This window comes from Niallia sp. Marseille-Q9988, assembly GCF_976954375.1.
Window position 1 is genome coordinate 244580 of the sequence record NZ_CDRJSZ010000004.1, and the last position, 25390, is coordinate 269969.

The following is a 25390-nucleotide window of genomic DNA, read 5'->3' on the forward strand; positions in this document are numbered from 1 at the left end:
CTTTTTAAAAGGAGGAAAATCGTGGATAATTATAGAAATAGTAGTTACAGTAAAGAAAAGAAAAAGGAAAATGGGGTGATACGGTTGATGCCTACAACAATTAAGCAATCAACTGGCAAAGTGGAGACTCTCAGAAAGCCTGATTTTAGTAATAAAAAGAGAAAGAGTGCACGTGAAATTCAAGATGAAATTGGTATTTATGGTGCATTTGGTCGTACACTTGTTGATTTATACAAACAAGGTAGGTAATTGCTAAATGAACTTTATTATTGATGCTGAGCAAATGAATAATGAGAATTTATTTAAAGCATCTGTTTATTTGGATGCTTGTTTTATTTTGGCGTATCTGGATAAAACAGATTCCAGAAAGCTGGATGTAGCAGATGCACTTGATGTTTGGGCAGAAAATGAGGTAAGGCTTGGATACAGTAATCATACCTTTACCGAAGTAACCAATCGCTTGTTTCAAATGTTAGTATTAGGTTCCCTTCAGGTCTATCATGAAAAAAAGCAACTCCTCAACAATACTCGAGATGGTTTTGATAAATTAAGTGATGAAGAAAGAAGAAAATTGATAAATTTAGATTCTGCTAGATACTTATACAGAGTAGCCAAAGATGAAGAAATACTAAGGTTTTACAACAGAGAAGTTAGCGCCAATGTTAGTGAGTTAATTAAACGAGCTAAAGGAGACCAGAACAAGCGTTACTTGCTGGATGTTTATTACCATCTCGCATTGAAAATTTTTAATGAATATATTCGAAAAATGAGAGAAGAACTCGAATTTGAGGTTGAGTTGCTATCTGATGGCTTTGAGGAAAATGAGTTAGCAAAAGTACATATGAGACTAACCCAGTTGGACTCAACAGATTCGATTCATTTAGCTATTGCAAGAATGAATGGATTTGATTATTTAGCCACTTTGGATAGCGATTTTGTGCATGATTATTACTCAAATGTTGATGGATTAGCCATGAAGATTATTAAGGTTGCATAAAATTTTCAACCCAATGCCACTAGCAAATGTATTTCAAATGGAAGAAATGAAGAACAGTTCTAATGATTTCCTAAAGAACAGCTGTTCTTCATTCTTCCATTTTTTTATGATTTCCTAATGTTTTGGAACAAGTTCTTTCCATTATATTTGGTATTCCTAATGATGCAACTTCGCATTTCGCAAATTCCTTGAGTTACATGGTTTTTTTGATAAGGTAGAATTTTGGTTTTCGAGGTTACTGTTCGTCAGTTGAATAGTGCTTCAGGTGCTCAATCAAAATCAATGGAGAAATTATCTTCTGGTCTTCGTATTAACAAAGCTGGAGATGACGCTGCTGGTCTAGCAATCTCCGAAAAAATGCGTGGGCAAATTCGTGGGTTAGATATGGCTGCTAAAAATGCACAAGATGGTGTAAGTATGCTGCAAACTGCTGAAGGAGCTTTAAATGAAACACATTCTATCCTTCAACGTATGCGTGAATTATCAGTACAATCTTCTAATGATACGAATACAGATGCTGACCGTGAGTCAATCAACACTGAAATTAATCAGTTAAAAGAAGAGATTGACCGCATTGGAAATACTACAGAATTTAATACAAAAAAACTTATTGATGGTTCTATTGGTGAGAAGAAGATAGCTGGTACTGATAATGCAGCAGTGGTTAGTGAAGCATTAGGAAAGCAAACTAAAGCAACTACTGGAGCTTTAGCAGTAGCTTTTAATGGAGGAACAGCAAAAATAGCAAACATTGATGCTGATGTAAGTTCTTCTATTAAAGTTGATGGAGCAGATATTAATTTTACAATTAAACAGGCTGACATTCAGGGCGCGACAAATATTGATGACTTTGCTAAGTTATCTCAAGACACTATCAATGCTGCTATTGATAAATACAATTCGGATTTCGGCACTGATGTAGCTCATATTACAGTAGCAAAAGATGCTACTGCACCAACTAAATTAGTATTCACTTCAGGCTCTGAAGGTGGCGATTCTACAATTGATATTACAGCCGATGCTGCAACTGGCAAAAATCAATATTGGGAAATCGCAGGTATAGCACCTGCCACTGGTAGTCCAACTACATCTGTAACTGGTAGTGAAGGTATTTTTGATGCGGCAGGAGCAGCAAAACTTGGTGCGGTTGATGCAGCTGATACTTCAAAAGTGACAATTGATGGGGTTGAATTAGAAGTTACTTGGGCTTCAGTTGGAGGAGCTTCTGCAACAGCAGGAACTACTACATTAGAGTCTTTATCGGATGAATTTGCAAAGGATATTAACGATACAATTGATGATTATAATGCCACTGTACCATCTGACAAACAGATTAAGAACGTAACCGTAGGTGTTAAAGATGGTTCATTTGTTGTAACTAGCGGTTCTGATAAAGCAACAAGTAGTATTAAGTTTGACGATAGTGAAGCAGCTCAATTATTAGGGGTGGCTAAGCAAAATAGTGCAACTCAAGGTGGTGGAGTTGACTTCCAAATCGGAGCTAACCAAACTCAAAAAATGAAAGTTACCATTGAAGATATGCGTACTGATGCTTTAGGAATTAAAGATATCGATTTATCTAATAAAGCAGGTGCAGAAGAAGCAATTACTAAAATTAATGATGCGATTGAAAAAGTATCAACTCAACGTTCTAACCTTGGTGCATTCCAAAACCGTTTAGAACACACAATCAATAACTTAGGTACTTCTTCTGAAAACTTAACAGCTGCTGAGTCTCGTGTACGTGACGTTGACATGGCGAAAGAAATGATGGAACAAACAAAGAATTCTATTCTTTCTCAAGCCGCACAAGCAATGTTGGCTCAATCAAATCAAATGCCACAAGGAGTATTACAACTTCTTCGTTAATTTGATTCGAAGGGCGTCTAGCTTGGTAACGAGCTGGAGTACAACTGGGTGAATTGCTGGAACTTCCTAAAGCTTCATCAACCACAACGTAACTGGAAATGGTCAGCGTGAAGGTGTGAAAATGATGAGGATGACACAATGGATAATCAGCAGCCAAGCTCCTGTGAGGAAACTCTGGAGAAGGTTCAACGACTAGAGAACACGGTCTAAGGTGAATGCTATGACTATGAATCTCGTAGGGCAGCAACAGCTGTTCGAAGTGCCCAGCTCCATGGAAAACATGGATGAAGATATAGTCTATTCTGTAATCGAAAGATACAGTCGCAAAGCAAGCGAACCAACAACCACAAGGAGTTCTACAACTTCTTCGTTAATTTTAAATTATTTAGAAGTGGCTCTAGATTATCTAGAGCCCTTCTTTATTAATTTCTTTCCACTTATAAACAATAGACCAATAGCTTCGATTTAATTTTTCTGCAATTTGATTAATCGTTAATCCCTCTTTCTTAAATTTTATTAAGGTGTCTATTTCTTCATTAGTATACGCTCTATAACGCTCTGAATCAGTAGATATGATTGTATAGGTCGGATATTTAATTTTCCATTCAGTTGTTTCCATTTTGAGCCGGTGATTCCAAGACGTTTTATAAAACATGGAGTGGCAACTTAAGGTTACAGGATTTATAGTTTGTAAAAATTGAAAAGTTTCTCTAACGGAAGTAGTTTTAAGTATATAGCCATTTCCATCTTTTCTTGAACTAAGGTGAAAGGAAAGATGGAATATATTTTTAATAAAGTTTTGTAAGTAGATTAGTTCCTCTTTTTGATAACACTGAAGATATAAATAGATATGTGGTGTCAAATAGATTAATTTCTTTCGGTGGTTAATTCTTGTAGAAATACATAAAGATCCATCATCCATGTATAAAATGGCAAGAAAATAAGGGTTTTGGCATAGCTTCATAATACTTTCAGGGGGCAATGTTTTTATTCCATTAGGTTTATAAAAATTGGGATATAATCTGGTAAACAGTGGAAGCGATTTTGAATGTACAGTATTACTCTTAGGGGTTAAATATAGTAATCCATTAAAAAAAGAGACTTTCCATTTTCGATAATCCTCTTGATCTCTTCCATAATGTTCCCGATAACTATGATTCTTTCGTCTGCTATTCTTATAAATTTTTGTAATTTCACCATCTGCAATAATACTAGCTATTAGGATATTTCTTTGAATTTCTGTGAGTGTATCCAAAGTCTTTCCTCCTTTATAAATGAGAATATACGTTCTGTTTCTATTGTAATGCAAACAGATAATTTATAATAGTAGTTTTCTCCTAAAATCTAATTCTTTCCCCTCACCCCTTAAAAGTTTCTCCAATCTACCGATATAAGATATATAAATTCTAGTTGTAACCACAGGGGGATAATTAAAATGATAGAACGAATTGGTTCCCAGCAAAATCTTTACACATCTAGACAAGCGGAAAATATAAATGGTATAGAGAAAACATTAGATAGTAAAATGGATGCTCCATTGCAGCTTTATGGTCCAAAGCCAAATAAAGAGAAATTAGATGAAGTGATTGAAGGTATTAATGCTTTTATGCAGCCTTCCCATACTTCTTTGAAGTTTGAGCTTCATGAAAAATTAAATGATTATTATGTAACAGTTATTGATGATGATACGAAAGAAGTAGTCCGCGAGATCCCTTCTAAGAAAATGCTTGATATGTATGCAGCAATGAAGGAATTTATGGGCTTAGTGATCGATGAAAAGATTTAAAAGAGGTGAGTTAAAATGGTATTAAGAATTGGTGGATTGGCTAGTGGAATGGATATTGATACCCTTGTTGAACAGTTAATGACAGCAGAAAGGGTACCACTAGATAAGATAAATCAAAAAAAGACATATACGGAATGGCAGCGAGATGACTATCGTGAAATGAATTCTTTGTTGCTAGATTTAGATACTACTATTTTTAATGGAGTTGCAAAGGAAGCAAGTTATATTAAGAAGACAGTGGCTATATCTAATTCGGATGCACTATCTGTAAAAAATGTCAATTCGACGATTGATTTTTCGGGTACAGTAAAAATAGAAGAAATTGCATCTGCTGCATCCATGCATAGTTATACAAAATCTAGGGTTACCGATTCGTCAAAACCCCTTAGTGAATATGGTTTAACAGCAGACCAGACAATAACAATTAGTGCGATTAACCAAGATGGAGTAATGCAAGAAAAGCCTTATGAGCTAACTATTACTAAAGAAGATACATTGGATAGCATCATTTCTAAAATTAATAAAGATTCTGGAGTAACAGCTTTCTATGATACTTTTACGCAAAAGATTTCCTTTACTGCTAAAAATACAGGGAATATTGCTGGTTCAGGAGATATTGATCGTACACCAGAGATTATTCTCACTGATACTGGTGATGGGCAAGTTGGAAATAAGTTCTTTAATAATATTTTAGGGATTAATTCTAATAATGTTCTTGCAGCAGATAAAGATGCAGGAAATGCTGGAACCAACGCTAAAATCGAATACAATGGGCTAGAAATCACTCGTCCATCCAACACCTTTACTATCAACGGAGTAGAATTCACTGCCAAAAAAGTAACAACAGAAGCTGTGACATTCTCTTCAACACCTGATGTCGATGGTATTTTAGACACAATAACCCAATTCGTTAATAAATATAACGAAGCAGTAGAAAAAATCCGTGCCAAAACAACAGAATCAAAGTATCGTGATTATCCTCCTCTAACAGATGCACAGAAGGAAGATATGACAGAGGATGAAATTGAAAAATGGGAAAAACTAGCAAAAAGTGGTACATTGAAAAATGATTCCATATTAACGAATGTTTTATCAAAAATGCGTTCTAATTTTAGCTCACCTGTTAGCGGAACATCTACCTACACACAACTATCGCAAATTGGAATTACCACAACTGCCAATTATTTAGATGGTGGGAAGCTAACGATTGATGAAGATAAACTAAGAGAGGCAATTTCTGCAGATCCAAACGCTGTCTATGAACTTTTTCAAAAGGATGGTGACACAAGTTCGGAACAAGGAATTGCTCGTCGCTTAAGAGATAGCTTAAAAACAGCGATGACGGATATCACAGCAAAAGCAGGGAAGGCTTCTAGTGTAAATAATACCTTTACGCTCGGAAAGGTATTAAATAATTATTCTGACCAAATAACGCGGTTTGAGGATAAATTAGAGATGCTTGAATCTCGCTATTGGGCTCGTTTTACAGCAATGGAAACGGCAATCAACAAGGCAAACAGCCAGTCTACGTATTTAACAAGTATGTTTAGTTCTTAATAAAAAGGAGATTTAAAAAATGGCTATTTCCAATCCATATCAATCCTATCAGCAAAATGCAGTAAATACTGCCTCTGCTGGTGATTTGACATTAATGCTTTATAACGGCTGTCTGAAATTTTTACACTTAGCCAAAAAAGCAATTAATGAGAAAGATATTCCAACACGCAATTTAAATATCCAAAAATCACAAAATATCATTAAAGAATTAATGGTGACATTAAATATGGATATTCCAATTTCACAAAATTTGATGTCCCTGTATGATTATATGAATCGTCAGTTGGTTAAGGCAAATATTGAGAATAATAGGGCGCTTATCGAAGAAGTAGAATCACTAGTGACAGAATTCCGTGATACATGGAAAGAAGCAATTGTTCTTAATCGTCAAAAACAACATGGTCAGGGCGGCCAAGCATAATGGAAGCATTAAAGCGATGCTATGCTATTACGAATGAATTGGTGGAGCTGTTAAAGGGTGAATCGGAAGTAGATACGGAGAAAGTCAATCAGCTTCTCGATCAAAGGCAAGCTTGTCTGACACTTCTTACGTCACCAACGACAGAAACCGAACAGAAAATCGGACAGGCTCTCTTGCAGCAAGATAAAGAATTGGTTGCATTGCTACAAAAAGAAAAGCAATCGATTCAAAAAGAAATAAGAAGCCTAGAATACAAAAAAAAATCCAATCAGAAATATGTTAATCCATATCAAGCCTTGCAAACGGATGGCATGTTTTACGATAAACGAAAATAGTGGGTCAAGGGGCCAGGTTCCTTGTCCCACTTTTTTTCTGTTTAGTTAGAGGATTAGCTTTATTTTTGTTGAAATAAGTAGGCAGAGTTATTTCTCTTCTCTTTTTCTCCTTCTTTTTCCACATGTTAAAACCTTCTATCATCCATTCCAAAAAACGAATAAATCTCTAGGAGTAAATTTAGTTATTGTATGGAGGTGGTGCTTATTGGCAAGAAATCCAAGAAAAAAGAGTGTGAATGGTATTTATCACATTATTATAAGAGGTATTAATAGACAAATTATTTTTGAAGATAACGGTGATAAAACCCAATACTTAAAAACATTAAAAAAATATAAGGGGATTTGTAAGTTTAAGTTATATGGTTATTGTTTAATGGATAATCATATTCATCTTTTGTGTAAAGAAACAGATGAATCGATTTCAGATATAGTGAAGAGAATTAGCTCCAGTTATGTCCATTGGTATAATGCAAAATATGATAGGAGTGGCCATTTGTTTGAGGGGCGGTTTAAAAGTGAGACCGTTGAAGATGTGAGATACTTTTTAACGGTGCTTCGATATATTCATCAAAATCCACTAAAAGCTGGTGTATCAAAGAATGTTTTGAATTGTAAATGGACGAGCATAAGCGAGTATATGGATAAACCTAATTTGGTTGATACAGAACTTGCTCTTCAACTATTTTCGAGTGATGAGAAGAAAGCATTAGAATTATTTAAAGCATATTCTTTTGAACTTAATGAAGAGAACTGTTTAGATTCGAATAACGCTGTTAAAGTTGCTGATGAAGAAGTTTTGAAAATAATGAGGAGTTTAGAAATACCCAATAATGCTACCCTACAGAAACTGAATAAAAAAGAGAGAGATAAATTATTAAAGAAGCTGAAATGCATAGAAGGAGTAACTATTAGACAAATAGCAAGAATTACTGGCATATCCAAAAGCGTTGTTCAGCGTGCAAAGTAAGAAGAAGGAGATGAAAACAGGAGAAAGGGAGCGAATATCCAATTGTGGATACTTGCTCCCTTTTTCCTTTTAAGTTAAGCTGGGACAGAGAACCTGACCCCACTGTCCCACTGAGAACTGGGACAAGGAACCCGACCCCACTGTCCCAGTTATTTAAATCACCCGAGACAACCCAACACGAGTCTGTTTATTCTCCACATTCTCACCAATCAACACAATCTCCGAATCTGCGTCTTCTGGTGCAATAATGCTATGATCCTCCACTTTTACTTTACAAGCAGTGACACTTTTTTCGATGACTACATTTTCACCGATAACGGTTCCAGGAAGGAGTACGGAGTCTTTAACGATTGATCCTTTTCCGATAATGACATCATGGAAGATGACAGAGTTTTCTACTGTTCCATAAATTTCGCAGCCTTCACTAATAATGGAGCGTTTTACGGTAGCGGAAGATTCAATATAGGATGGGGCAAAGCAGTGTTCGTGGGTAAATACGGTCCAGTCTTTGTCATTTAGAAAGATATTGCTTTCTTTTGATAATAAGTCCATATTTGCTTCCCAGAAGCTGTCGATTGTCCCAACGTCTTTCCAGTAGCCTTTAAACGTATAGGCGTGTAATTTGCGGTTATCTGTAAGCATGGCAGGAATAATATCTTTCCCAAAATCCTTTGATGATAATTCATTTTTTTCTTCTTTTTGTAAATAGTTTTTAAGTGTTTTCCATTTAAAGATATAGACACCCATTGAAGCAAGATTTGACTGTGGGTTAGCTGGCTTTTCCTCGAAATCAACGATGCGGTTGCTTTTGCTGTCTGTATTCATGATTCCGAAGCGGCTAGCTTCTTCCCATGGAACTTCTGTCACAGAAATCGTTGCATCTGCGCCTGTTTTTATATGCTGTTGTAACATTAGGTTGTAATCCATTTTATAAATATGGTCGCCAGAAATAACGAGAACATATTCCGGGTTATACTGGTCAATATAGGATATATTTTGATAGATAGCATGTGCTGTACCATCATACCAGCGTTCTTCTGTACCACATTGGTATGGAGGAAGGATGCTTAGTCCGCCATCTCTGCTGTCCAAATCCCAATCTTTTCCGTCTTTAATGTAATTTTGCAGTACATGTGGCTGGTATTGTGTTAGTACACCAACGGTATCTATTCCTGAATTACGGCAATTGCTTAAAGTGAAATCAACTATACGATATTTTCCTCCAAATGGTACTGCTGGTTTCGCTAATTCTTCTGTTAGTTTTTTTAGTCTTGTCCCTCTTCCTCCAGCTAAAAGCATTGCGATACATTTTTTATTCAAAATAGATCCCTCCAGTATGCGTTGTCAAATCTTCCATTGTTAGAATTTCAAGAGAAAGTAAGATGCTCCTTATTTTTCCAGAATTTTTTCAAATTTTAAGAACATCTCTTAAAAAGCAAATGTTCCTCACGTTTCTATCAAGTAAGTAGATCTATTTCGTTATAAACGATCATCTTCCCAAAGTTTATAAAAGTACTCTTCCTCTTCCATTTCTTTTAATTCTGCTTCATGCTGATTTTGTAAAATTTTTTCACTCATTCATTGTACCTCCAAGTTAATTTCTTAATGTGTTCATTGTAGCAAATATAAAACAATGAATTGTAAAAATATTTTGATTAATTTCGATAAATCTCGACACAAACCTAGGTGATGATACTCACAATTACATCTTTTGTTAGGAATATAGGCTTCTCCTCATAGATTATGTCGAAATGTTTTTAAATAGTGCAATTGGTTGTCTAGATATTTAACAACAATAGAATTAACCTTTAATACGAAAAATACTAGTATTGACGGCCTTTACCTATCTAAATTCTTAAAATAACTAATTCTTTTAGCAGGAATAAGTTGCTTTATATTTAAGGAACGTGACGTTTTATTTATGCTGTATATATATCCTGTCCGCCGTTGATTGAAACATTTTCTGACATAAAAATTTGCTGGAATTATTATACTAATAAATTCCCTCATAAAAATGTTCACAAGTTTGTCGAAATTTCATATCGTTTTAGCAGGATTTTAGTAGGGTAGGCTAGAAATATATAGTATAGTCAAAATGATTCCTTCTAGGTATATTTCTATTTACCATTAGGAAAAAATAAGACTCGCACTGGAAACTATAAAGGAGGAGTAACTTATGAATTTCAACATTAGAGGAGAAAACATTGAGGTAACTCCAGCAATTAGAGAATATGTCGAGAAGAAAATATCCAAATTAGAAAGATATTTTTCTGAAACACCAGATGCAAAAGTAAACGTCAACCTTAAAACATATAATGACAAAACGTCTAAGGTCGAGGTTACGATTCCAATGTCCCAGCTGCTGTTGCGTGCAGAAGAAGACCATATGGACATGTATGCAGCAATCGATTTAATCTCAGATAAATTAGAAAGACAAATAAGAAAACATAAAACAAAAGTAAATCGTAAGCATAGAGAAAAAGGCAATTTAAATGAACTATTCGGTTCTTATGAAAGTGTGCCAAGTGGTGAGGATGAAGAACAAGAGCTAGAAATCGTTCGCCAAAAACGCTTCAACCTAAAACCAATGGACAGCGAAGAAGCCATCCTGCAAATGGATTTATTGGGCCATAACTTCTTCGTCTATACAGATGCTGAAACAAATAACACGAATATCGTCTACAAACGAAAAGATGGAAAATACGGATTAATAGAAGCACAATAAAAGACAAACCTGCAGCGAAAAGCTGCAGGTTTTATTCATTATGTAAGACGGTGGAAAAGATATTGTGAAATATAAAATATCAATATAAGCATTAAAAAAATAAGCCTCTCTTTCTGTACATCATATATGTCAATAGACAAACTCTCTAAATTCCTAAAGCTAATTTATATTCTACATCCGAAAGTTTGAAAATTCTTAAAAATACTTTCCTATTTTTAGTGTAAAGGCTATAATGAGACATAAATTTAATATAGAAGATGCGGGATGTTTAAATGAAATTGGATGTAACAGATAAAAAATATTAGAATTATTTACAGCAAATAGCAGGCTGTCCTACATGGGAGTGATTATGGTTACCCACGATTGGGAGTAGTCGCCGAAATCGCTGATCGCGTGCTGGAGAAAAGGTAGAAGAAGGGGATGTGGAGAGCATATTTACAAATCCACATCATCCTTTTACAAGATGTCTTCTCCATTCTTTTCCAGATGTTGATGATCCATCCTTTGAACTGGAAGCAATACCAGGTTCATTGCCTAACTTAAATGAAGAAATAAGTGGATGTCGTTTTCATCTTCGTTGTCCATTTGCAACAAGTTGTAAAGCAGAATCATCGAAGGAATATGAGCTTCATTCCACTCATCGCGTAAAATGATGGTTGAAGGAGGAGGTGGAAATACATGCAGACGATCGTTAAACAACCCCTTCTTACATTAGAAGGGGGCAAAAAGTATTTTCCTATTAAAGGCGGTTTGTTACAAAGAATTCAGGACATGTGAAAGCTGTCGAGAATGTTAGTTTAGAAGTTTTTGAGGGTGAAAGTGTTGGGGGAGTAGGGGAATGGAATATCCACGCTCGGCCGAACCGTTCTTGGTTTAGAGGATATAACCGATGGAAAGGTGTATTTCCAAAGCCAAGATATACAGGCGCTTTCCAGTAAAGAAAAGCGATCAAAAAAATATGTGATTGCAACTGACTTATGCAAACAATCGAAACCTGAGTGGAAAGAAGCAGAGCCTAATCATTTTGTAGCATGTCATTATGTCGGAAAGGAATTGAATTAATATGAAATTAGATTACTTATATAATCCTTATCCATCCCAGCGCAACACGGTTTTTGCCAAGAAAGGAATGGTTGCTACTTCCCAGCCTTTAGCTGCTCAAGCTGGGCTGGAGATTTTGCAGAAGGGGGGAAACGCAATTGATGCGGCGATTGCTACAGCAGCGGCATTAACGGTAGTAGAACCTACTTCTAATGGAATCGGTGGAGATGCGTTTGCACTTGTATGGGTAAAAGACAAACTTCATGGATTAAACGCAAGTGGTCCTGCTCCAAACGATATTTCCATTGATGATTTAAAAGCGAAGGGCTTCGAGAAGATGCCAACCCATGGTGTTATCCCAGTTACTGTACCGGGAGTTCCATCTGCTTGGGCTGCTCTTGCTGAGAAATTTGGAAAGCTGCCTTTAAAAGAAACATTAGCACCTGCTATTCGTCTTGCAGAAGAGGGGTATCCAATTAGTCCAACTTTAGGAAAGTATTGGAACCTAGCCTATAATCGTTTTAAAGAAATTTTTCAAGGAGAAGAGTATAAGCCTTGGTTTGATACATTTGCACCAAACGGAAAAGTACCACAAATTGGTGAAATTTGGTCATCAAAAGGTCATGCAGCTACTTTGCGCTCGATTGCAGAAACGAATGCAGAAAGCTTTTACCGTGGAGAATTAGCAGACAAAATATCGCAATTTATGGAGGAGCATGATGGCTATCTTCGTAAAGAGGATCTAGCTCGCTTTTATCCAGAATGGGTAGACCCGATTTCTGTTTCTTACAAAGGCTATGATGTTTGGGAAATTCCGCCAAATGGCCAAGGTTTAGTGGCATTAATGGCTCTTAATATTGCAAAAGGCTTTGATTTAACCGAGAAGGATTCTGTTGATACATACCATAAACATATCGAAGCAATGAAGCTTGCATTCACAGATGGGAAAGCCTTTATTACAGAAGAAAAAGAGATGCCTCATACGGTGAGTGAGCTATTAAGTGAAGAGTACGCGGCGTTAAGAAGAGAAATAATTGGCGAGCATGCGGTTACTCCTGAGCCTTTATCTCCTCCAAAGGGCGGAACGGTTTATTTAGCAGCAGCAGATGAAGAAGGAAATATGATTTCCTATATCCAAAGTAACTATATGGGCTTTGGTTCGGGGATTGTCATTCCAGAAACAGGAATCGGTCTGCAAAATCGTGGACATGATTTCTCACTAGATCCAACCCATCCCAATGCATTAAAGCCAGGGAAACGAACATATCATACCATTATTCCTGGATTCCTTACTAAAGATAATAAACCAGTTGGTCCTTTCGGGGTTATGGGTGGCTATATGCAGCCACAAGGACATTTCCAAGTAATAACAAATACAATTGACTTCCATTTAAACCCGCAAGCAGCTTTAGATGCACCGAGATGGCAGTGGATGGAAGGCAAGAAAATTTTAGTAGAGCCACACTTTCCCAACTATCTCGCTCAAGCACTGGCAAGACGAGGGCATGAGATTCAAACGGCTACAGACTACGGTCATTTTGGCAGAGGACAAATCATCTGGCGAGATGAAGAAACAGGTGCATTAATTGGAGGAACAGAATCAAGAACAGATGGAGCGATTGCATCCTGGTAAGACTTCAGAAAGGTTGTTGATTTTATGACATATTGGCATCTATTTCTTGCTTTTTTCCGAGTGGGAATATTAGGATATGGCGGCGGTCCATCTTCTATCCCACTTGTGAAAAACGAAGTAGTGGATAAATATAAATGGATGACAGATGATGAGTTTTCCGATGTTTTAGCATTAGGGAATGCATTGCCTGGACCGATTGCAACCAAAATGGCAGGCTATATTGGTTGGCAAGTAAAGGGAGTCTTTGGAATGATAATTGCCATTATCGCATCTGTTGTTCCTACTATTTTATTAATGATTGTTCTTTTAACCTTTTTAAATTCTTTCAAGGATAAGCCTTGGGTATTAGGAATGACAAAGGCAGTAGTTCCAGTAGTTGGCGTGATGCTTGGGGTATTGACAGTGGACTTTTTAAAGAAAGTAAATACTAGCTTTGGCGTGAAGCTAACGATTGGGTTAGTTGTAGCAAGTATCATTCTTTTAGTTCTTCTGAATATCCATCCTGCGATTGTGATTGGCGTCGTCATTGTCATTTCACTTCTAAGTAAGAAGGAGAAGCAGGAAGTGAAAGAGGTGAAGGCTTCGTGATTTATTGGCACATCTTTTGGGCATTTTTTCTGCCTGGAATTCTTGGTTATGGAGGCGGACCTGCTTCGATTCCTTTAGTGGAAAAAGAAGTGGTTGATCGGTATGAATGGGTAACAGAAAATGAATTTAGTGAAATGCTTGCAATGGGAAATGCATTGCCTGGACCAATTGCGACCAAAATGGCAGGCTATATCGGGTTTCAAGAGGGTGGAGTACTTGGCGCAATCATCGGTGTGTTTGCAACAGTCGCCCCATCCTTAATTTTAATGATTGTCCTCTTACGTTTGCTAATGAAATTTAAAGATTCTCCAAAAGTGAATCTACTGACAAACTTAGTTAGACCAGTAATTGCTGTTTTGCTGGCAATGATGACAATCAGTTTTTTCCAAAATTCTTATCATGGAATTGGAATTCTGCAGACTGCATTCATTGGCCTCATTAGCTTCATTTTATTAGAAAAAGTAAAAGTTCATCCTGCTTATGTGATAGCAGGTTCCCTTGTATATGGGGCAATTTTCTTAGCTTAAAAAGGAGGCAAGAACATGACATTTTCTATTGTCGGGTATGATCCACAGGAAAAAGAATGGGGCATTGCTGTCCAATCGAAATTTCTTGGTGTTGGAGCAGTTGTTCCATGGGCAAAGGCAGGAGTGGGAGCAGTTGCTACTCAATCTTATGCAAATACGTCCTTTGGTCCAGAAGGCTTACGTTTAATGGAAGAGGGAAAATCAGCAGAAGAAGCATTGCATGCCTTATTAGACAAGGACCCAGGCAGAGAGCAAAGACAAGTTGGTTTTATTGATGCTAACGGCAATGCAGCAACGTTCACGGGAAAAGAATGCTATAACTGGGCTGGAGGGGTAACAGGGCCTCATTTTGCAGCACAGGGAAATATTCTAGTAGACGAGAATACAGTAAAAGCAATGGCTGACACTTTTCAAAAGGCAGAAGGAAGTCTTGCTGAACGATTACTTGCAGCATTGCAAGCAGGACAAAATGCAGGCGGCGATAGTAGAGGACAGCAATCAGCAGCACTACTTGTTGTAAAGGATAGAGGTGGATATGGAGGCTTTAATGATCGCTATATTGATTTACGTGTAGAAGATCATGTGGAGCCAATCCAAGAACTAACCCGCATCTATCAATTACAGCAACTATATTTTGCTCCCTCAAAGCCAGAGAATATTATTCCAATCGAAGGAAGAACGTTAGAGGAACTAACGACACACCTTCAAAGATTGGGCTATCTAAACGAAACAATCACGGCAATATCTGAAGCACTTACTACCTATATTCATACCGAGAACTTTGAAGAACGAGAACAAAAAGAGGGCTTTATTGATTCAGAAGTGCTCGAGTATATGAAAAAACAAAAATAATCAAACTAGAAACTTCCTATTATATAGGGAGTTTTTTGTTTGATAAAAGAGAAGTTAAGTGTAGCCTCCATCTTGCGAACTAATTGATTTGGCAGAACAAGTTGATCTACAGTAATCATTTCTAATTGGTCTCTTTGAATAGAAGAATGTTTGGAAGGGAGTGTTTCAACTCTAAAAAATTTTCTAGCTGTAATTTAAAAACAGAGCAGTTAAAATTCTAGACTAAATTGATAAAGCCATGTTGATTGGAGCGGAAGGGGTGAGACTCCTATGGGAGATGCGAGAAAGTCCGAGACCCTGCAGGAGCGAAACGACGAAGCGGCTCGGCGCTCGCCCCATGGAAAGCGAACCCCTGTAGCGGAAATCAACATCCCTATTAGAAAGGGCTACAAAAAAGACCATAGGCAAAATCCTCAAACAAAAAGGAGTTTGTCTCCAGTTTGAAACTTCCTATTATATAGGGAGTTTTTTTATCGTGTTGACTTCTGTATATTCTCAAACAGCAATGCTCGGAATAGAATTTTCATATAGGTGAAAGCAAATGGAAAAACGATATTTCCAAACAATTAATATAATAAAAAGGATTGAAATTCCAGATGAGAACTTCTATAATGAAGGTACGAACTACCATACTAGTATCATTAGAATACCAAGAAAAAGGTGAGTATAATAGTTTCAATGAGAAAAAGGCAAAATATTTCCACACGAGATTTTGTTTATGAAACAATAAAAAATAGAATAACAGATTTAGGATTAAAACCAGGGCAAAAGATTTCTGAACAAGAAATCGCAAGTGAGTTAAACGTAAGTCGCACCCCGGTAAGAGAAGCTTTCTTAAAGCTTTCCCAAGAAGATTTGCTTGGAATATATCCGCAAATTGGTACGATTGTTTCCTTGATTGATTTAGATCTTGTGGAAGAAGCAAGGTTTGTTCGAGAAAATATGGAAAAAGCAGTTGTGAGAGAAGCTTGTGAGGTTTTTGACCAAGAGCAGTTATTTAAATTGGAATCCAATATTGCCATGCAGGAATTATGTTTAAAAAATGAATCCCACCAACAATTATTGGAATTAGATGATCAGTTTCATCGGTTTTTATTTGAGGGATGTAATAAACTGAGAACCTGGAAGATGATTAGACAAATGAACAGCCACTTTGATCGTTTGCGTGTTCTCCGATTAGAGTCAAATCTGGAATGGGATATCCTTGTTGCTCAGCATAAAGATATCTTTCAGTTTATCAAGGAAAAGAAAGCAATTGATGCAGAAAAATTAATAGGGATACATTTAAACTTAGTTAACTTTGAGAAAAAGGAATTAAAGAAGACTTATCCTGATTATTTTAGTTAAGATTAGTAGAATTTTATCATAGCTTTTTCACAGAATTTTAATCAAGCTTTATAGGTTAATTATAGGAGGATTAAGCAAATGGAAAAAATGATGGATAAAGAAAATCAACGATTCGTAACCAATAGTTATCACTGTTGGTTGCAGTATCGTAAAATTGAAAACGCTGATAAATATACCAACATAGCTTCTACTATTTCAATTGCTTTACAATCAGTAGTCATTGGTTCTGCTGTAAACGAACTTAAAATTGCTCTTAAGTCTATGCTAGATGTTGTACCAACTATTCAACAATCTGTGGAAGATGGGTCTTCTATTATTTTAGGAACATATGAAAGCGTTAACTTAAATAATTATGGGATTTCACCAAAATTATTTGATGACTTAAATGAGGAAGGCTATTTAGTAAAAACAACCGATGATAATAGACAAGTGCTATTAATTGGAAAAACAGATAAAGGAGCTTTATATGCAGTTTTCCACTTTTTAAGAATTTTACAACAAGAAGAATCCCTTATTGGCTTAGAAATAAGGGAAACACCAAAACATCAGTTAAGAATGATGAATCAATGGGATAATATGAACGGTTCTATTGAACGAGGTTATTCTGGTAACTCCATCTTTTTTAATGATAACGATTTCACGAAGGATTTCGCAAGAATTAAAGATTATGCTCGCCTTCTCTCTTCTGTTGGAATCAATGCCATCTCGATTAATAATGTAAATGTATGGGAGGTGGAGACGAAATTACTTACAAAGGAATTTTTGCCTAAAGTGAAAGAAGTGGCAACTATTCTAAGGTCTTATGGGATTACTACTTATTTAAGTATAAATTATGCTAGTCCTATAGAATTGGGGAATCTTCCAACTGCCGATCCACTGGATAAAGAAGTAGAAAAATGGTGGGCGAGAAAGGCAGAAGAAATTTATAGCCATATCCCTGATTTTGGTGGTTTCGTGGTGAAAGCAGATTCAGAAGGTAGACCTGGACCATTTACATATGGCAGAGGCCATGTTGAGGGAGCTAATGTTTTAGCACGAGCATTACAGCCTTTTAATGGAAAAGTAGTATGGCGTTGCTTTGTTTACAATTGTTTACAGGATTGGCGGGATAGAAAAACAGATCGAGCACGTGCAGCATACGACAATTTTAAGCCCCTTGATGGACAATTTCTTGATAATGTTATTTTGCAAGTTAAAAATGGGCCAGTGGATTTCCAAGTACGTGAACCAATCTCTCCGCTAATAGGCGCTATGAAAGAAACGAACCAGGTAGTGGAATTTCAAATTGCACAAGAATATACGGGTCAACAAAAAGACGTTTGCTATTTAGTTCCACAGTGGAAGGAAATATTAAACTTTGATACATATGCTGATGGAGAAGGATCGACCGTAAAATCAATAGTAGATGGTTCACACTATAACTATAGCCATAGCGGTATTGCTGCTGTATCTAATATAGGCAATGATATAAATTGGACTGGAAATACATTAGCACAGGCCAATCTTTATGGATTTGGCAGATTAACCTGGAATCCTGATTTATCAACAGAAGAAATTACAGATGAATGGATTCAATTAACTTTTGGTCATGATCCGAAAGTGGTAGAAGTATTGGAATTTATTTTGCTCCAATCATGGAGAACCTATGAAAATTATACTGCACCACTTGGCGTCGGCTGGATGGTAAATCCTAATCATCATTATGGTCCAAACGTGGATGGATATGAGTATTCAAAATGGGGTACATACCACTTTGCTGACTGTAAAGGAATTGGTGTAGACCGTACAATGAAAACTGGAACTGGCTATGTGGGACAATACTTTGGACCAAATGCAGAACGATACAATTCATTAGAAGATTGTCCAGATGAGTTGCTTCTATTTTTCCATCATGTACCATACACACATAAACTTCACTCTGGAGAAACCGTCATTCAGCATATTTATAATACACATTTTCAAGGTGTAGAAGAAGTGGAGACGTTTATTAAGAAATGGAATGAATTAGAAGGAAAAGTAGAGAATTGGGTTTTTGAAAATGTGAAAGAACGTTTTCAGCTTCAATTAGAAAATGCTATGGAATGGCGTGATCGCATTAATACGTATTTCTATAGAAAATCAGGAATAGCAGACGAAAAAAATAGAACAATATATTAAAATCAGTACCTCATTTATCCCGCATTATGGCCAGTAAAGTAGCCTTCCCGCTGCAAAAGAAGGACGGAACTGCGCGTATAAGACCAATTGATGCAACGGTCAATTAGTGGGGGTTGAAAAGCCTCCCCTGATTGACGTTGTTTTAGGGAAAAAAGAAATCGTGGGCTAGTGATTTAGCCTGATAAACTTAATCATCAAGAGAACCTATCCTTTTACAATCACTTTTTATTATTATCCACTAAAAAATGAACATAGTATCTTTTATAGATAATCTTTGGAATAAAGCGTATAAGGCGAAATAAAAATTTATTTGAATTTTCTTATCATAAGTGGGGATTTGATAAAAGTTGAAAGCGTTTTATTTTTGCGAAAGTAGTACTTATTTTCCATCCTAAATTCTAAATAAATAAAAAGGAGAGGGTTGTGTGTTAAAAGTAGCTATTATCGGTGCAGGAGCAATTTCATCAGCTCATATGGAAGCGTATTTGCAATTTACAGAGCGCTGTCAGATTGTTGCACTATGTGACATTTATCCGGTGAAGGCAGAAAAGAAGGCGAAAGAATTTAACCTTGATGTAGCCATTTATGATGACCATACAAAAATGCTAGAACGTGAGGACATTGACCTAGTATCCGTTTGTACACCACCTTATACACATTCAGAAATAACCATTAATTTTCTGGATTCTGGTAAGAATGTGTTGGTTGAAAAACCAATGGCATCTTCATTAGAGGAATGTGATGCGATGAATGCAGCTGCGGAAAGAAATCATAAAATGTTGTCTGTCATTTCACAAAACCGTTTTCGTACCCCAATGATGAAGTTAAAAAGGGTGCTAGATACTAAACTTATGGGACCCATTGTCCATACACAGGTTGATTCTTACTGGTGGCGCGGGCACAGCTATTATGATTTATGGTGGCGTGGTACATGGGAAAAAGAAGGTGGCGGTTGTACACTAAATCACGCTGTGCACCATATAGATATTTTCAAATGGATGAATGGGATGCCATCTGAAGTTACTGCCGTCATGAGTAATACTTCTCATGACAATGCAGAAGTAGAGGATATTTCTATCGCTATTTGCCGCTATAATGACGGAAGTCTTGCTCAAATAACGAGCTCTGTCATTCATCATGGGGAGGAACAACAATTAATTTTTCAAGGGAAAAATGCTAGAGTCTCCGTTCCATGGAAAGTGAAGGCATCTAAATCAAAGGGAAATGGATTTCCAGAAGAGGATCCAGAGTTGGAAGAAAAGATTCAGCATTATTATGAGGAATTGGAAGAAGTACAGTATGAGGGACACACAGGTCAAATTGATGATGTGTTAACTGCGTTGGAACATGGGATTCCTGTTTTAATTGATGGAAAACAAGGAAGACAGACACTGGAATTGATTTCTGCTATCTATGAATCTGCAAGCACAGGTAAAACAATTAAACTTCCATTAACGAAGGATAGCCTATTTTACACAATGGAAGGCACACAAAAAAATGCCATCCATTTCTATGAAAAGAAAACAGCGATAGAAAACTTTGAAGACAATGACATTACCGTAGGCGGAAAATACGAGTAAATAAAGGAGGAGAAAGTATTGAATAAAAATGATGGCATGAATTATGCTCCAAAAGGAAAAGTAAGCAAAGTAGTGGAAGAAGGCGAATTCCGATTTGCAGCGATTGGCTTAGATCATGGGCATATTTATGGAATGTGTAATGGTCTGGTAGAAGCAGGAGGAACTTTAGTTGCCGTTTATGACCCAGGTGTGACACGTTTCTAACGGAAAAGGTTAGGCATTAGGGAGTATTTACCACTTTCTAAGAGAACTAATTTCTCGATAGGCGGAATGAGGAGGTAACGCTCTGAAACGCCTACTCTGATACTCCGACATGCTGATTCTAGGGTTAAATAGATTGGTATGAAGCTCGGTGAAGTCGGCAGAGAGATACCGTAAGTTGATAAAGCGGAGTGTTTACTTTTCATAATCAACACGAAAGCTGTCTAGTGGTAGATGGTGTATCCTATATGCCGGGAGTCCATAAAGTGTCTATGGTTAGAATGTGTATATACACTGACGAATCTCTGAATGTACGGTTCTAGACATAAATGCTGTAGAAATGCAGCAGGTGGCAAGTAAGCCACTCGTATGTGTGGGTAAGTAAAAATCTGGCGTTATGAAAACCCATAGCTTGTTACAGGCAAGTTCAAGCATACAGGACCATAGGAGAAACCTAAGGATATATAGAAGGATAGAGAAATTGGAACGTGGAAATCGAAGGATGTGGAGGCATTAACCAGCCGTAGAAACAGTTCAGTATATAAAGGGAATTAACCTATTAAAACTGATTAGCCATTCGAGAGAGTGGAGTCATAGTACCTATGAAACCAAGATAATAATTGGTGGAGGGATAGGCTCTAGTCGGAAATTTCCAAAGCCGATTATTGTAGATGGGGTTAATAATTTTTTTACTGAAAAAATCTTATGCATATACATACATGTTACCCCGTCTAATGATTTGTTTTGGAAAATTCGATAGAACGCCGTGTGAGGTGAAAGTCTCATGCACGGTGTGAAGTGGGGGAAAGGCTAGCGATCCTATCAAAGGCTTACCTATCACTATACCCAAAAAAAGTTCAGAAGTTTTTGGAAACATACCCTAATGTTAGTGCAGCAACATCAGAAGAAGAAATTCTTCATGATTCAACGATTAATCTAGTTGCAAGTGCCAATATCCCAGTGAATCGTGGTCCGTTGGGATTACGTGTCTTAGATGCAGGCAAACACTATTTTGCAGATAAACCTGCTTTTACAACGTTAGAACAAATTGAACAAGCAAAGCAAAAAGTGCAAGAGACCGGTCTTAAATGGGGAATTTATTATAGTGAGCGGTTACATGTAGAAAGTGCCGTTTTTGCAGGTCAGTTAATTGCAGAAGGAGCGATTGGCCGGGTAATATCTGTGATGGGAACAGGACCGCATCGCGCCAATGCCAACAGCAGACCTGACTGGTTCTTTGATCCAGAGCAATATGGCGGGATTCTCACAGATATCGGAAGTCACCAAATTGAGCAATTTTTACATTATGCGAATGCGAAAAGTGCAAAAGTTCTCCATAGCAAGGTTGCCAATTATCATTATAAGCAATACCCAGCATTTCAAGATTATGGCGATGCGACATTGGTTGCAGACAATGGTGCTACGTTCTATTTCCGTGTCGATTGGTTTACACCAGATGGACTTGGGACTTGGGGAGATGGACGTGTTACAATCATTGGAACAGAAGGGTATATTGAAGTCCGTAAATATATTGACATTGCTCGCAGCAACAAGGGCAACCATTTGTATTTAGTGAATGGAGAAGGGGAAAAGCATTTTCAATTATCAGGAAAAGTAGGTTACCCATTTTTCGGAGAATTCATTTTAGACTGCTTAAATGGTACAGAAAATGCCATGACCCAGGAACATGCATTTACTGCTGCTACCATTTGTGTCGAAGCACAGGAAAAAGCGATAAAAATTGAATAATTCGTATCCTAGATTGTGGGTCTATATATAAACAACTATGTAGAAGTCTAATAAAAGATATTTAAGAAAAGTGAGTTAGACAGGAGAAGGATGCAAATAGAAACTTCCTATTAAATATAGGGAGTTTTTTTGCGGAACTTAATAGAATAAAGACTTCTGGCCAGGTATAAGTTGTCACGCTATTGTGGAAATGGTAAGATGTATAGATGATACTAGTTTGAATTTAAGGGAAAATGGGTATTTAGCAATCATTTTTCTTCTATAATATATAGTATATAATTTTAGTTTAAAGATAAACTGGTCATAAAATTGATTTTTATAGATGGAATCCTTAAAAATGTTAACAAAGAAGACAATTATTTTTCATCATTTTTTAATGAAAAAGAGATAGTCTTCCCAATAACTACTGTGATTTCTCATTATAATAGAAAAAGGAGCGTTTTTTAATGCTTGGAATTTTAAATAAAGTATTTGATCAAAACAAACGCGATATTAAGAAATTAACGAAGATTGCCGACAAGGTGGAATTGCTTGCAGATGAAACAGCAGCATTATCGGACGAGCAATTAAAAGGAAAAACGGAAGAATTTAAAGCGCGTTTCCAAAAAGGGGAAACATTAGACGATTTATTGGTAGAAGCTTTTGCCGTAGTTCGTGAAGCTGCAAAACGTGTCCTTGGCCTTTATCCATATCCAGTGCAGTTAATGGGGGGAGCATCCCTGCATGAAGGTAATATTTCTGAAATGAAAACAGGGGAAGGTAAAACGTTAACTGCGACAATGCCTGTGTATTTAAATGCATTATCTGGTAAAGGTGTTCACGTTGTTACAGTCAACGAATATCTAGCTACTCGTGATGCTGCAGAAATGGGACAATTGTACAATTTCCTTGGGCTAACAGTAGGTCTTAACTTAAACGGCATATCTAGAGAAGAAAAGCAAGAAGCCTACCGTGCAGATATAACGTATGGGACAAATAACGAGTTTGGTTTTGACTATTTGCGTGATAACATGGTTCTTTATAATGAGCAAAAGGTACAAAAACCATTATTTTATGCAGTAATCGATGAAGTGGACTCCATTTTAATCGATGAAGCACGTACACCACTTATCATTTCTGGTTCTGCTCAAAAATCAACACAGCTTTATGTTCGTGCCAATATCTTTGTAAGCAGCTTAAAACCAGAAAAAGATTATACGTATGATGAAAAAACAAAAGGTGTTCAATTGACGGAAGAAGGGATGTCAAAAGCAGAGCGTGTTTTCCAAATTGAAAACCTATTTGACGTTTCCAATGTTGCCATTAACCATCATATTACCCAAGCGTTAAAAGCACATGCTAGCATGCATAAAGATATAGATTATGTTGTTCAAGATGGCGAAATTGTTATTGTTGACCAATTTACTGGCCGTCTCATGAAAGGCCGCCGTTATAGCGATGGCTTGCATCAAGCAATTGAAGCAAAGGAAAACTTAGAAATTCAAAATGAAAGCATGACCCTAGCAACCATCACATTCCAAAACTATTTCCGTATGTACGAAAAACTTGCGGGGATGACTGGTACTGCGAAAACGGAAGAAGAAGAATTCCGCAACATCTATAATATGAACGTTGTTGTTATTCCGACAAACCGTGAGATTGTTCGTGATGATCGCCCTGATTTAATTTACGCTTCTATGGACGGGAAATTCCGAGCAGTAGGAGAAGACATTGCAGAGCGCCACAAAAAAGGACAACCAGTACTTGTTGGTACTGTTGCAATTGAAACATCTGAAATCATTTCGAAGTACTTATCGAAAAAAGGAATACCACATAATATCTTGAACGCGAAAAACCATGAAAGAGAAGCAGAAATTATTGCAACTGCCGGAGAAAAAGGCTCTGTTACGATTGCCACAAATATGGCTGGTCGTGGTACAGATATTAAACTTGGCGAAGGGGTAAAAGAACTAGGTGGTTTAGCAGTTATCGGTACAGAACGTCATGAAAGTAGACGTATTGATAATCAGCTCCGCGGACGTTCTGGTCGTCAAGGAGACCCGGGGGTAACACAATTTTACTTATCCATGGAAGATGAATTAATGCGCCGTTTCGGTTCTGATAATATGAAAAATATGATGTCAAGACTAGGAATGGACGACTCCCAGCCTATTCAAAGCAAGATGGTATCTCGTGCTGTAGAATCTGCCCAAAAACGTGTAGAAGGAAATAACTTTGATTCACGTAAACAATTACTACAATATGATGATGTGCTTCGTCAACAACGTGAAATTATCTATTCACAACGTAATGAAGTATTAACTTCTGAAAATCTACGCTCCATTGTGGAAAATATGATTAAATCATCATTAGAGAGAAATGTCCAAGCGCATACTCCTGAAAATGGCGACAGAGAAAGCTGGGATCTTCAAGCAATTGTGGATTATGTGAATGGAAATCTTCTTAATGAAGGCGATGTACAAGTAAGTGATCTTCGTGGAAAAGAAAGCGATGAAATCGTTGAATTCATTTTTGCGAAAGTACTACAAAGCTATGATGAAAAAGAGGAGAAGCTTTCTGCTGAGCAAATGCGCGAATTTGAAAAAGTTATCGTGCTTCGTGCAGTAGATAGCAAGTGGATTGACCATATTGACCAAATGGACCAATTACGTCAAGGTATCCACCTTCGTGCATATGGGCAAATCGATCCTCTTCGTGAATACCAATCAGAAGGATTTGCCATGTTTGAAGCAATGGTTATTGCTATTGAAGAAGACGTCGCAAAATACATTATGAAAGCAGAAATCCGCAATAATCTTGAAAGGGAAGAAGTGGCAAAAGGCCAAGCTGTAAACCCTAAAGAAGAAGGCGGAGAGAAGAAACCAAAGAAAAAGCCAGCAGTAAAACAATTAGACATCGGCCGCAATGCACCATGTTTCTGTGGAAGCGGAAAGAAATATAAAAATTGCCACGGTGCAAATTTGTAATATAGTTTTGTGAGAAGTCTATCTCTTCCTTTTTGGAAGAGATGGGCTTTTTTTATGGCTTGGGGAGGATGGATGGGAGGGGGGGAAGTAGG

At 36.9% G+C, this 25390-nt stretch carries 21 protein-coding genes and 2 pseudogenes; 21 read left to right on the forward strand and 2 right to left on the reverse strand.

Going from position 1 to position 25390, the window contains the following annotated elements:
- The first annotated feature begins 21 nt into the window (after positions 1-21).
- The 3 genes from ACWNMZ_RS08160 to ACWNMZ_RS08170 all read left to right on the forward strand — a co-directional run bounded on the left by ACWNMZ_RS08160 (position 22) and on the right by ACWNMZ_RS08170 (position 2866).
- Complete coding sequence (locus tag ACWNMZ_RS08160; RefSeq protein ID WP_016203474.1) at positions 22-249, forward strand: hypothetical protein; 228 nt, start codon at positions 22-24, stop codon at positions 247-249.
- Positions 250-256: 7 nt separating this feature from the next.
- Positions 257-997, forward strand: coding sequence for a hypothetical protein (locus ACWNMZ_RS08165; RefSeq protein WP_016203473.1), 741 nt, complete (start codon positions 257-259; stop codon positions 995-997).
- Positions 998-1279: 282 nt separating this feature from the next.
- Positions 1280-2866 carry a flagellin N-terminal helical domain-containing protein gene (locus tag ACWNMZ_RS08170; RefSeq protein ID WP_396953865.1) on the forward strand — a complete coding sequence of 529 codons (1587 nt, stop codon included), beginning with the start codon at positions 1280-1282 and terminating at the stop codon, positions 2864-2866.
- 406 nt (positions 2867-3272) lie between these two features.
- Here ACWNMZ_RS08170 and ACWNMZ_RS08175 read toward each other — a convergent pair whose 3' ends face one another.
- Complete coding sequence (locus tag ACWNMZ_RS08175) at positions 3273-4121, reverse strand: DNA endonuclease (protein WP_154708618.1); 849 nt, start codon at positions 4119-4121, stop codon at positions 3273-3275.
- Positions 4122-4301: 180 nt separating this feature from the next.
- Here ACWNMZ_RS08175 and flaG point away from each other — a divergent pair, with 180 nt between their 5' ends.
- The 5 genes from flaG (at position 4302) to ACWNMZ_RS08200 (ending at position 7932) form a co-directional block, all read left to right on the forward strand.
- Positions 4302-4652, forward strand: a complete 351-nt coding sequence (flaG, locus tag ACWNMZ_RS08180) for a flagellar protein FlaG (protein ID WP_251627575.1) — start codon at positions 4302-4304, stop codon at positions 4650-4652.
- Between the two features lie 15 nt (positions 4653-4667).
- Positions 4668-6209, forward strand: a complete 1542-nt coding sequence (locus tag ACWNMZ_RS08185) for a flagellar hook-associated protein 2 (protein WP_251627573.1) — start codon at positions 4668-4670, stop codon at positions 6207-6209.
- 19 nt (positions 6210-6228) lie between these two features.
- Positions 6229-6630, forward strand: coding sequence for a flagellar export chaperone FliS (gene fliS, locus ACWNMZ_RS08190; RefSeq protein ID WP_251627571.1), 402 nt, complete (start codon positions 6229-6231; stop codon positions 6628-6630).
- Complete coding sequence (locus tag ACWNMZ_RS08195) at positions 6630-6965, forward strand: flagellar protein FliT (protein WP_154708614.1); 336 nt, start codon at positions 6630-6632, stop codon at positions 6963-6965. The genes fliS and ACWNMZ_RS08195 overlap by 1 nt, the downstream gene beginning before the upstream one ends.
- Positions 6966-7170: 205 nt before the next feature.
- Positions 7171-7932, forward strand: coding sequence for a transposase (locus tag ACWNMZ_RS08200; RefSeq protein ID WP_154708613.1), 762 nt, complete (start codon positions 7171-7173; stop codon positions 7930-7932).
- Between the two features lie 153 nt (positions 7933-8085).
- On the opposite strand, the gene ACWNMZ_RS08205 is transcribed toward ACWNMZ_RS08200, so the two are convergent.
- Entirely contained in the window at positions 8086-9255 is a 1170-nt protein-coding gene (locus tag ACWNMZ_RS08205; RefSeq protein ID WP_311296729.1) for a glucose-1-phosphate adenylyltransferase, read from the reverse strand.
- Positions 9256-10108: 853 nt separating this feature from the next.
- On the opposite strand from ACWNMZ_RS08205, the gene hpf reads away from it, so the two are divergent.
- The 13 genes and pseudogenes from hpf to secA all read left to right on the forward strand — a co-directional run bounded on the left by hpf (position 10109) and on the right by secA (position 25298).
- A complete protein-coding gene (gene hpf / locus ACWNMZ_RS08210; RefSeq protein ID WP_031540560.1) occupies positions 10109-10657 on the forward strand; it encodes a ribosome hibernation-promoting factor, HPF/YfiA family in 549 nt (182 codons plus the stop codon).
- A gap of 422 nt (positions 10658-11079) precedes the next feature.
- Positions 11080-11310: an oligopeptide/dipeptide ABC transporter ATP-binding protein gene (locus tag ACWNMZ_RS08215; RefSeq protein WP_396953862.1), complete on the forward strand. Its 231-nt coding sequence runs from the start codon at positions 11080-11082 to the stop codon at positions 11308-11310.
- A 25-nt stretch (positions 11311-11335) separates the two neighbouring features.
- A pseudogene (locus ACWNMZ_RS08220) lies at positions 11336-11614 on the forward strand (peptide ABC transporter substrate-binding protein); the annotation flags it as partial.
- 106 nt (positions 11615-11720) lie between these two features.
- Positions 11721-13331: a gamma-glutamyltransferase family protein gene (locus ACWNMZ_RS08225; protein ID WP_251627570.1), complete on the forward strand. Its 1611-nt coding sequence runs from the start codon at positions 11721-11723 to the stop codon at positions 13329-13331.
- A gap of 24 nt (positions 13332-13355) precedes the next feature.
- Positions 13356-13919 (forward strand): chromate transporter, encoded by a 564-nt coding sequence (locus ACWNMZ_RS08230; protein ID WP_031540552.1) that lies wholly within the window; start codon positions 13356-13358, stop codon positions 13917-13919.
- Complete coding sequence (locus tag ACWNMZ_RS08235; protein ID WP_031540551.1) at positions 13916-14446, forward strand: chromate transporter; 531 nt, start codon at positions 13916-13918, stop codon at positions 14444-14446. Before ACWNMZ_RS08230 ends, ACWNMZ_RS08235 begins: the two co-directional genes overlap by 4 nt.
- 15 nt (positions 14447-14461) lie before the next feature.
- Positions 14462-15298 carry a DUF1028 domain-containing protein gene (locus ACWNMZ_RS08240; RefSeq protein ID WP_031540550.1) on the forward strand — a complete coding sequence of 279 codons (837 nt, stop codon included), beginning with the start codon at positions 14462-14464 and terminating at the stop codon, positions 15296-15298.
- A gap of 678 nt (positions 15299-15976) precedes the next feature.
- Positions 15977-16645: a GntR family transcriptional regulator gene (locus ACWNMZ_RS08245; RefSeq protein ID WP_251627569.1), complete on the forward strand. Its 669-nt coding sequence runs from the start codon at positions 15977-15979 to the stop codon at positions 16643-16645.
- A gap of 87 nt (positions 16646-16732) precedes the next feature.
- The gene (locus ACWNMZ_RS08250) at positions 16733-18802 is read left to right on the forward strand and encodes an alpha-glucuronidase family glycosyl hydrolase (RefSeq protein ID WP_449598611.1); all 2070 of its coding nucleotides are present in this window, start codon (positions 16733-16735) and stop codon (positions 18800-18802) included.
- A gap of 425 nt (positions 18803-19227) precedes the next feature.
- A complete protein-coding gene (locus ACWNMZ_RS08255) occupies positions 19228-20382 on the forward strand; it encodes a Gfo/Idh/MocA family protein (RefSeq protein WP_031540547.1) in 1155 nt (384 codons plus the stop codon).
- A gap of 18 nt (positions 20383-20400) precedes the next feature.
- Positions 20401-20568: pseudogene (locus tag ACWNMZ_RS08260) on the forward strand (Gfo/Idh/MocA family protein); the annotation flags it as partial.
- An 813-nt stretch (positions 20569-21381) separates the two neighbouring features.
- The gene (locus tag ACWNMZ_RS08265; RefSeq protein WP_081836751.1) at positions 21382-22332 is read left to right on the forward strand and encodes a Gfo/Idh/MocA family protein; all 951 of its coding nucleotides are present in this window, start codon (positions 21382-21384) and stop codon (positions 22330-22332) included.
- Between the two features lie 446 nt (positions 22333-22778).
- Entirely contained in the window at positions 22779-25298 is a 2520-nt protein-coding gene (gene secA / locus ACWNMZ_RS08270; protein ID WP_031540544.1) for a preprotein translocase subunit SecA, read from the forward strand.
- Positions 25299-25390 lie beyond the last annotated feature (92 nt).

Bases quoted from the DNA above. Each gene is read 5' to 3' on its own strand.
- ACWNMZ_RS08250 (WP_449598611.1), top strand. From the start codon at position 16,733: ATGATGGATAAAGAAAATCAACGATTCGTAACCAATAGTTATCACTGT.
- ACWNMZ_RS08195 (WP_154708614.1), top strand. From the start codon at position 6,630: ATGGAAGCATTAAAGCGATGCTATGCTATTACGAATGAATTGGTGGAG.
- secA (WP_031540544.1), top strand. From the start codon at position 22,779: ATGCTTGGAATTTTAAATAAAGTATTTGATCAAAACAAACGCGATATT.
- fliS (WP_251627571.1), top strand. From the start codon at position 6,229: ATGGCTATTTCCAATCCATATCAATCCTATCAGCAAAATGCAGTAAAT.
- ACWNMZ_RS08225 (WP_251627570.1), top strand. From the start codon at position 11,721: ATGAAATTAGATTACTTATATAATCCTTATCCATCCCAGCGCAACACG.
- hpf (WP_031540560.1), top strand. From the start codon at position 10,109: ATGAATTTCAACATTAGAGGAGAAAACATTGAGGTAACTCCAGCAATT.
- ACWNMZ_RS08185 (WP_251627573.1), top strand. From the start codon at position 4,668: ATGGTATTAAGAATTGGTGGATTGGCTAGTGGAATGGATATTGATACC.
- ACWNMZ_RS08240 (WP_031540550.1), top strand. From the start codon at position 14,462: ATGACATTTTCTATTGTCGGGTATGATCCACAGGAAAAAGAATGGGGC.
- ACWNMZ_RS08245 (WP_251627569.1), top strand. From the start codon at position 15,977: ATGAGAAAAAGGCAAAATATTTCCACACGAGATTTTGTTTATGAAACA.
- ACWNMZ_RS08230 (WP_031540552.1), top strand. From the start codon at position 13,356: ATGACATATTGGCATCTATTTCTTGCTTTTTTCCGAGTGGGAATATTA.
- ACWNMZ_RS08170 (WP_396953865.1), top strand. From the start codon at position 1,280: ATGGAGAAATTATCTTCTGGTCTTCGTATTAACAAAGCTGGAGATGAC.
- flaG (WP_251627575.1), top strand. From the start codon at position 4,302: ATGATAGAACGAATTGGTTCCCAGCAAAATCTTTACACATCTAGACAA.
- ACWNMZ_RS08165 (WP_016203473.1), top strand. From the start codon at position 257: ATGAACTTTATTATTGATGCTGAGCAAATGAATAATGAGAATTTATTT.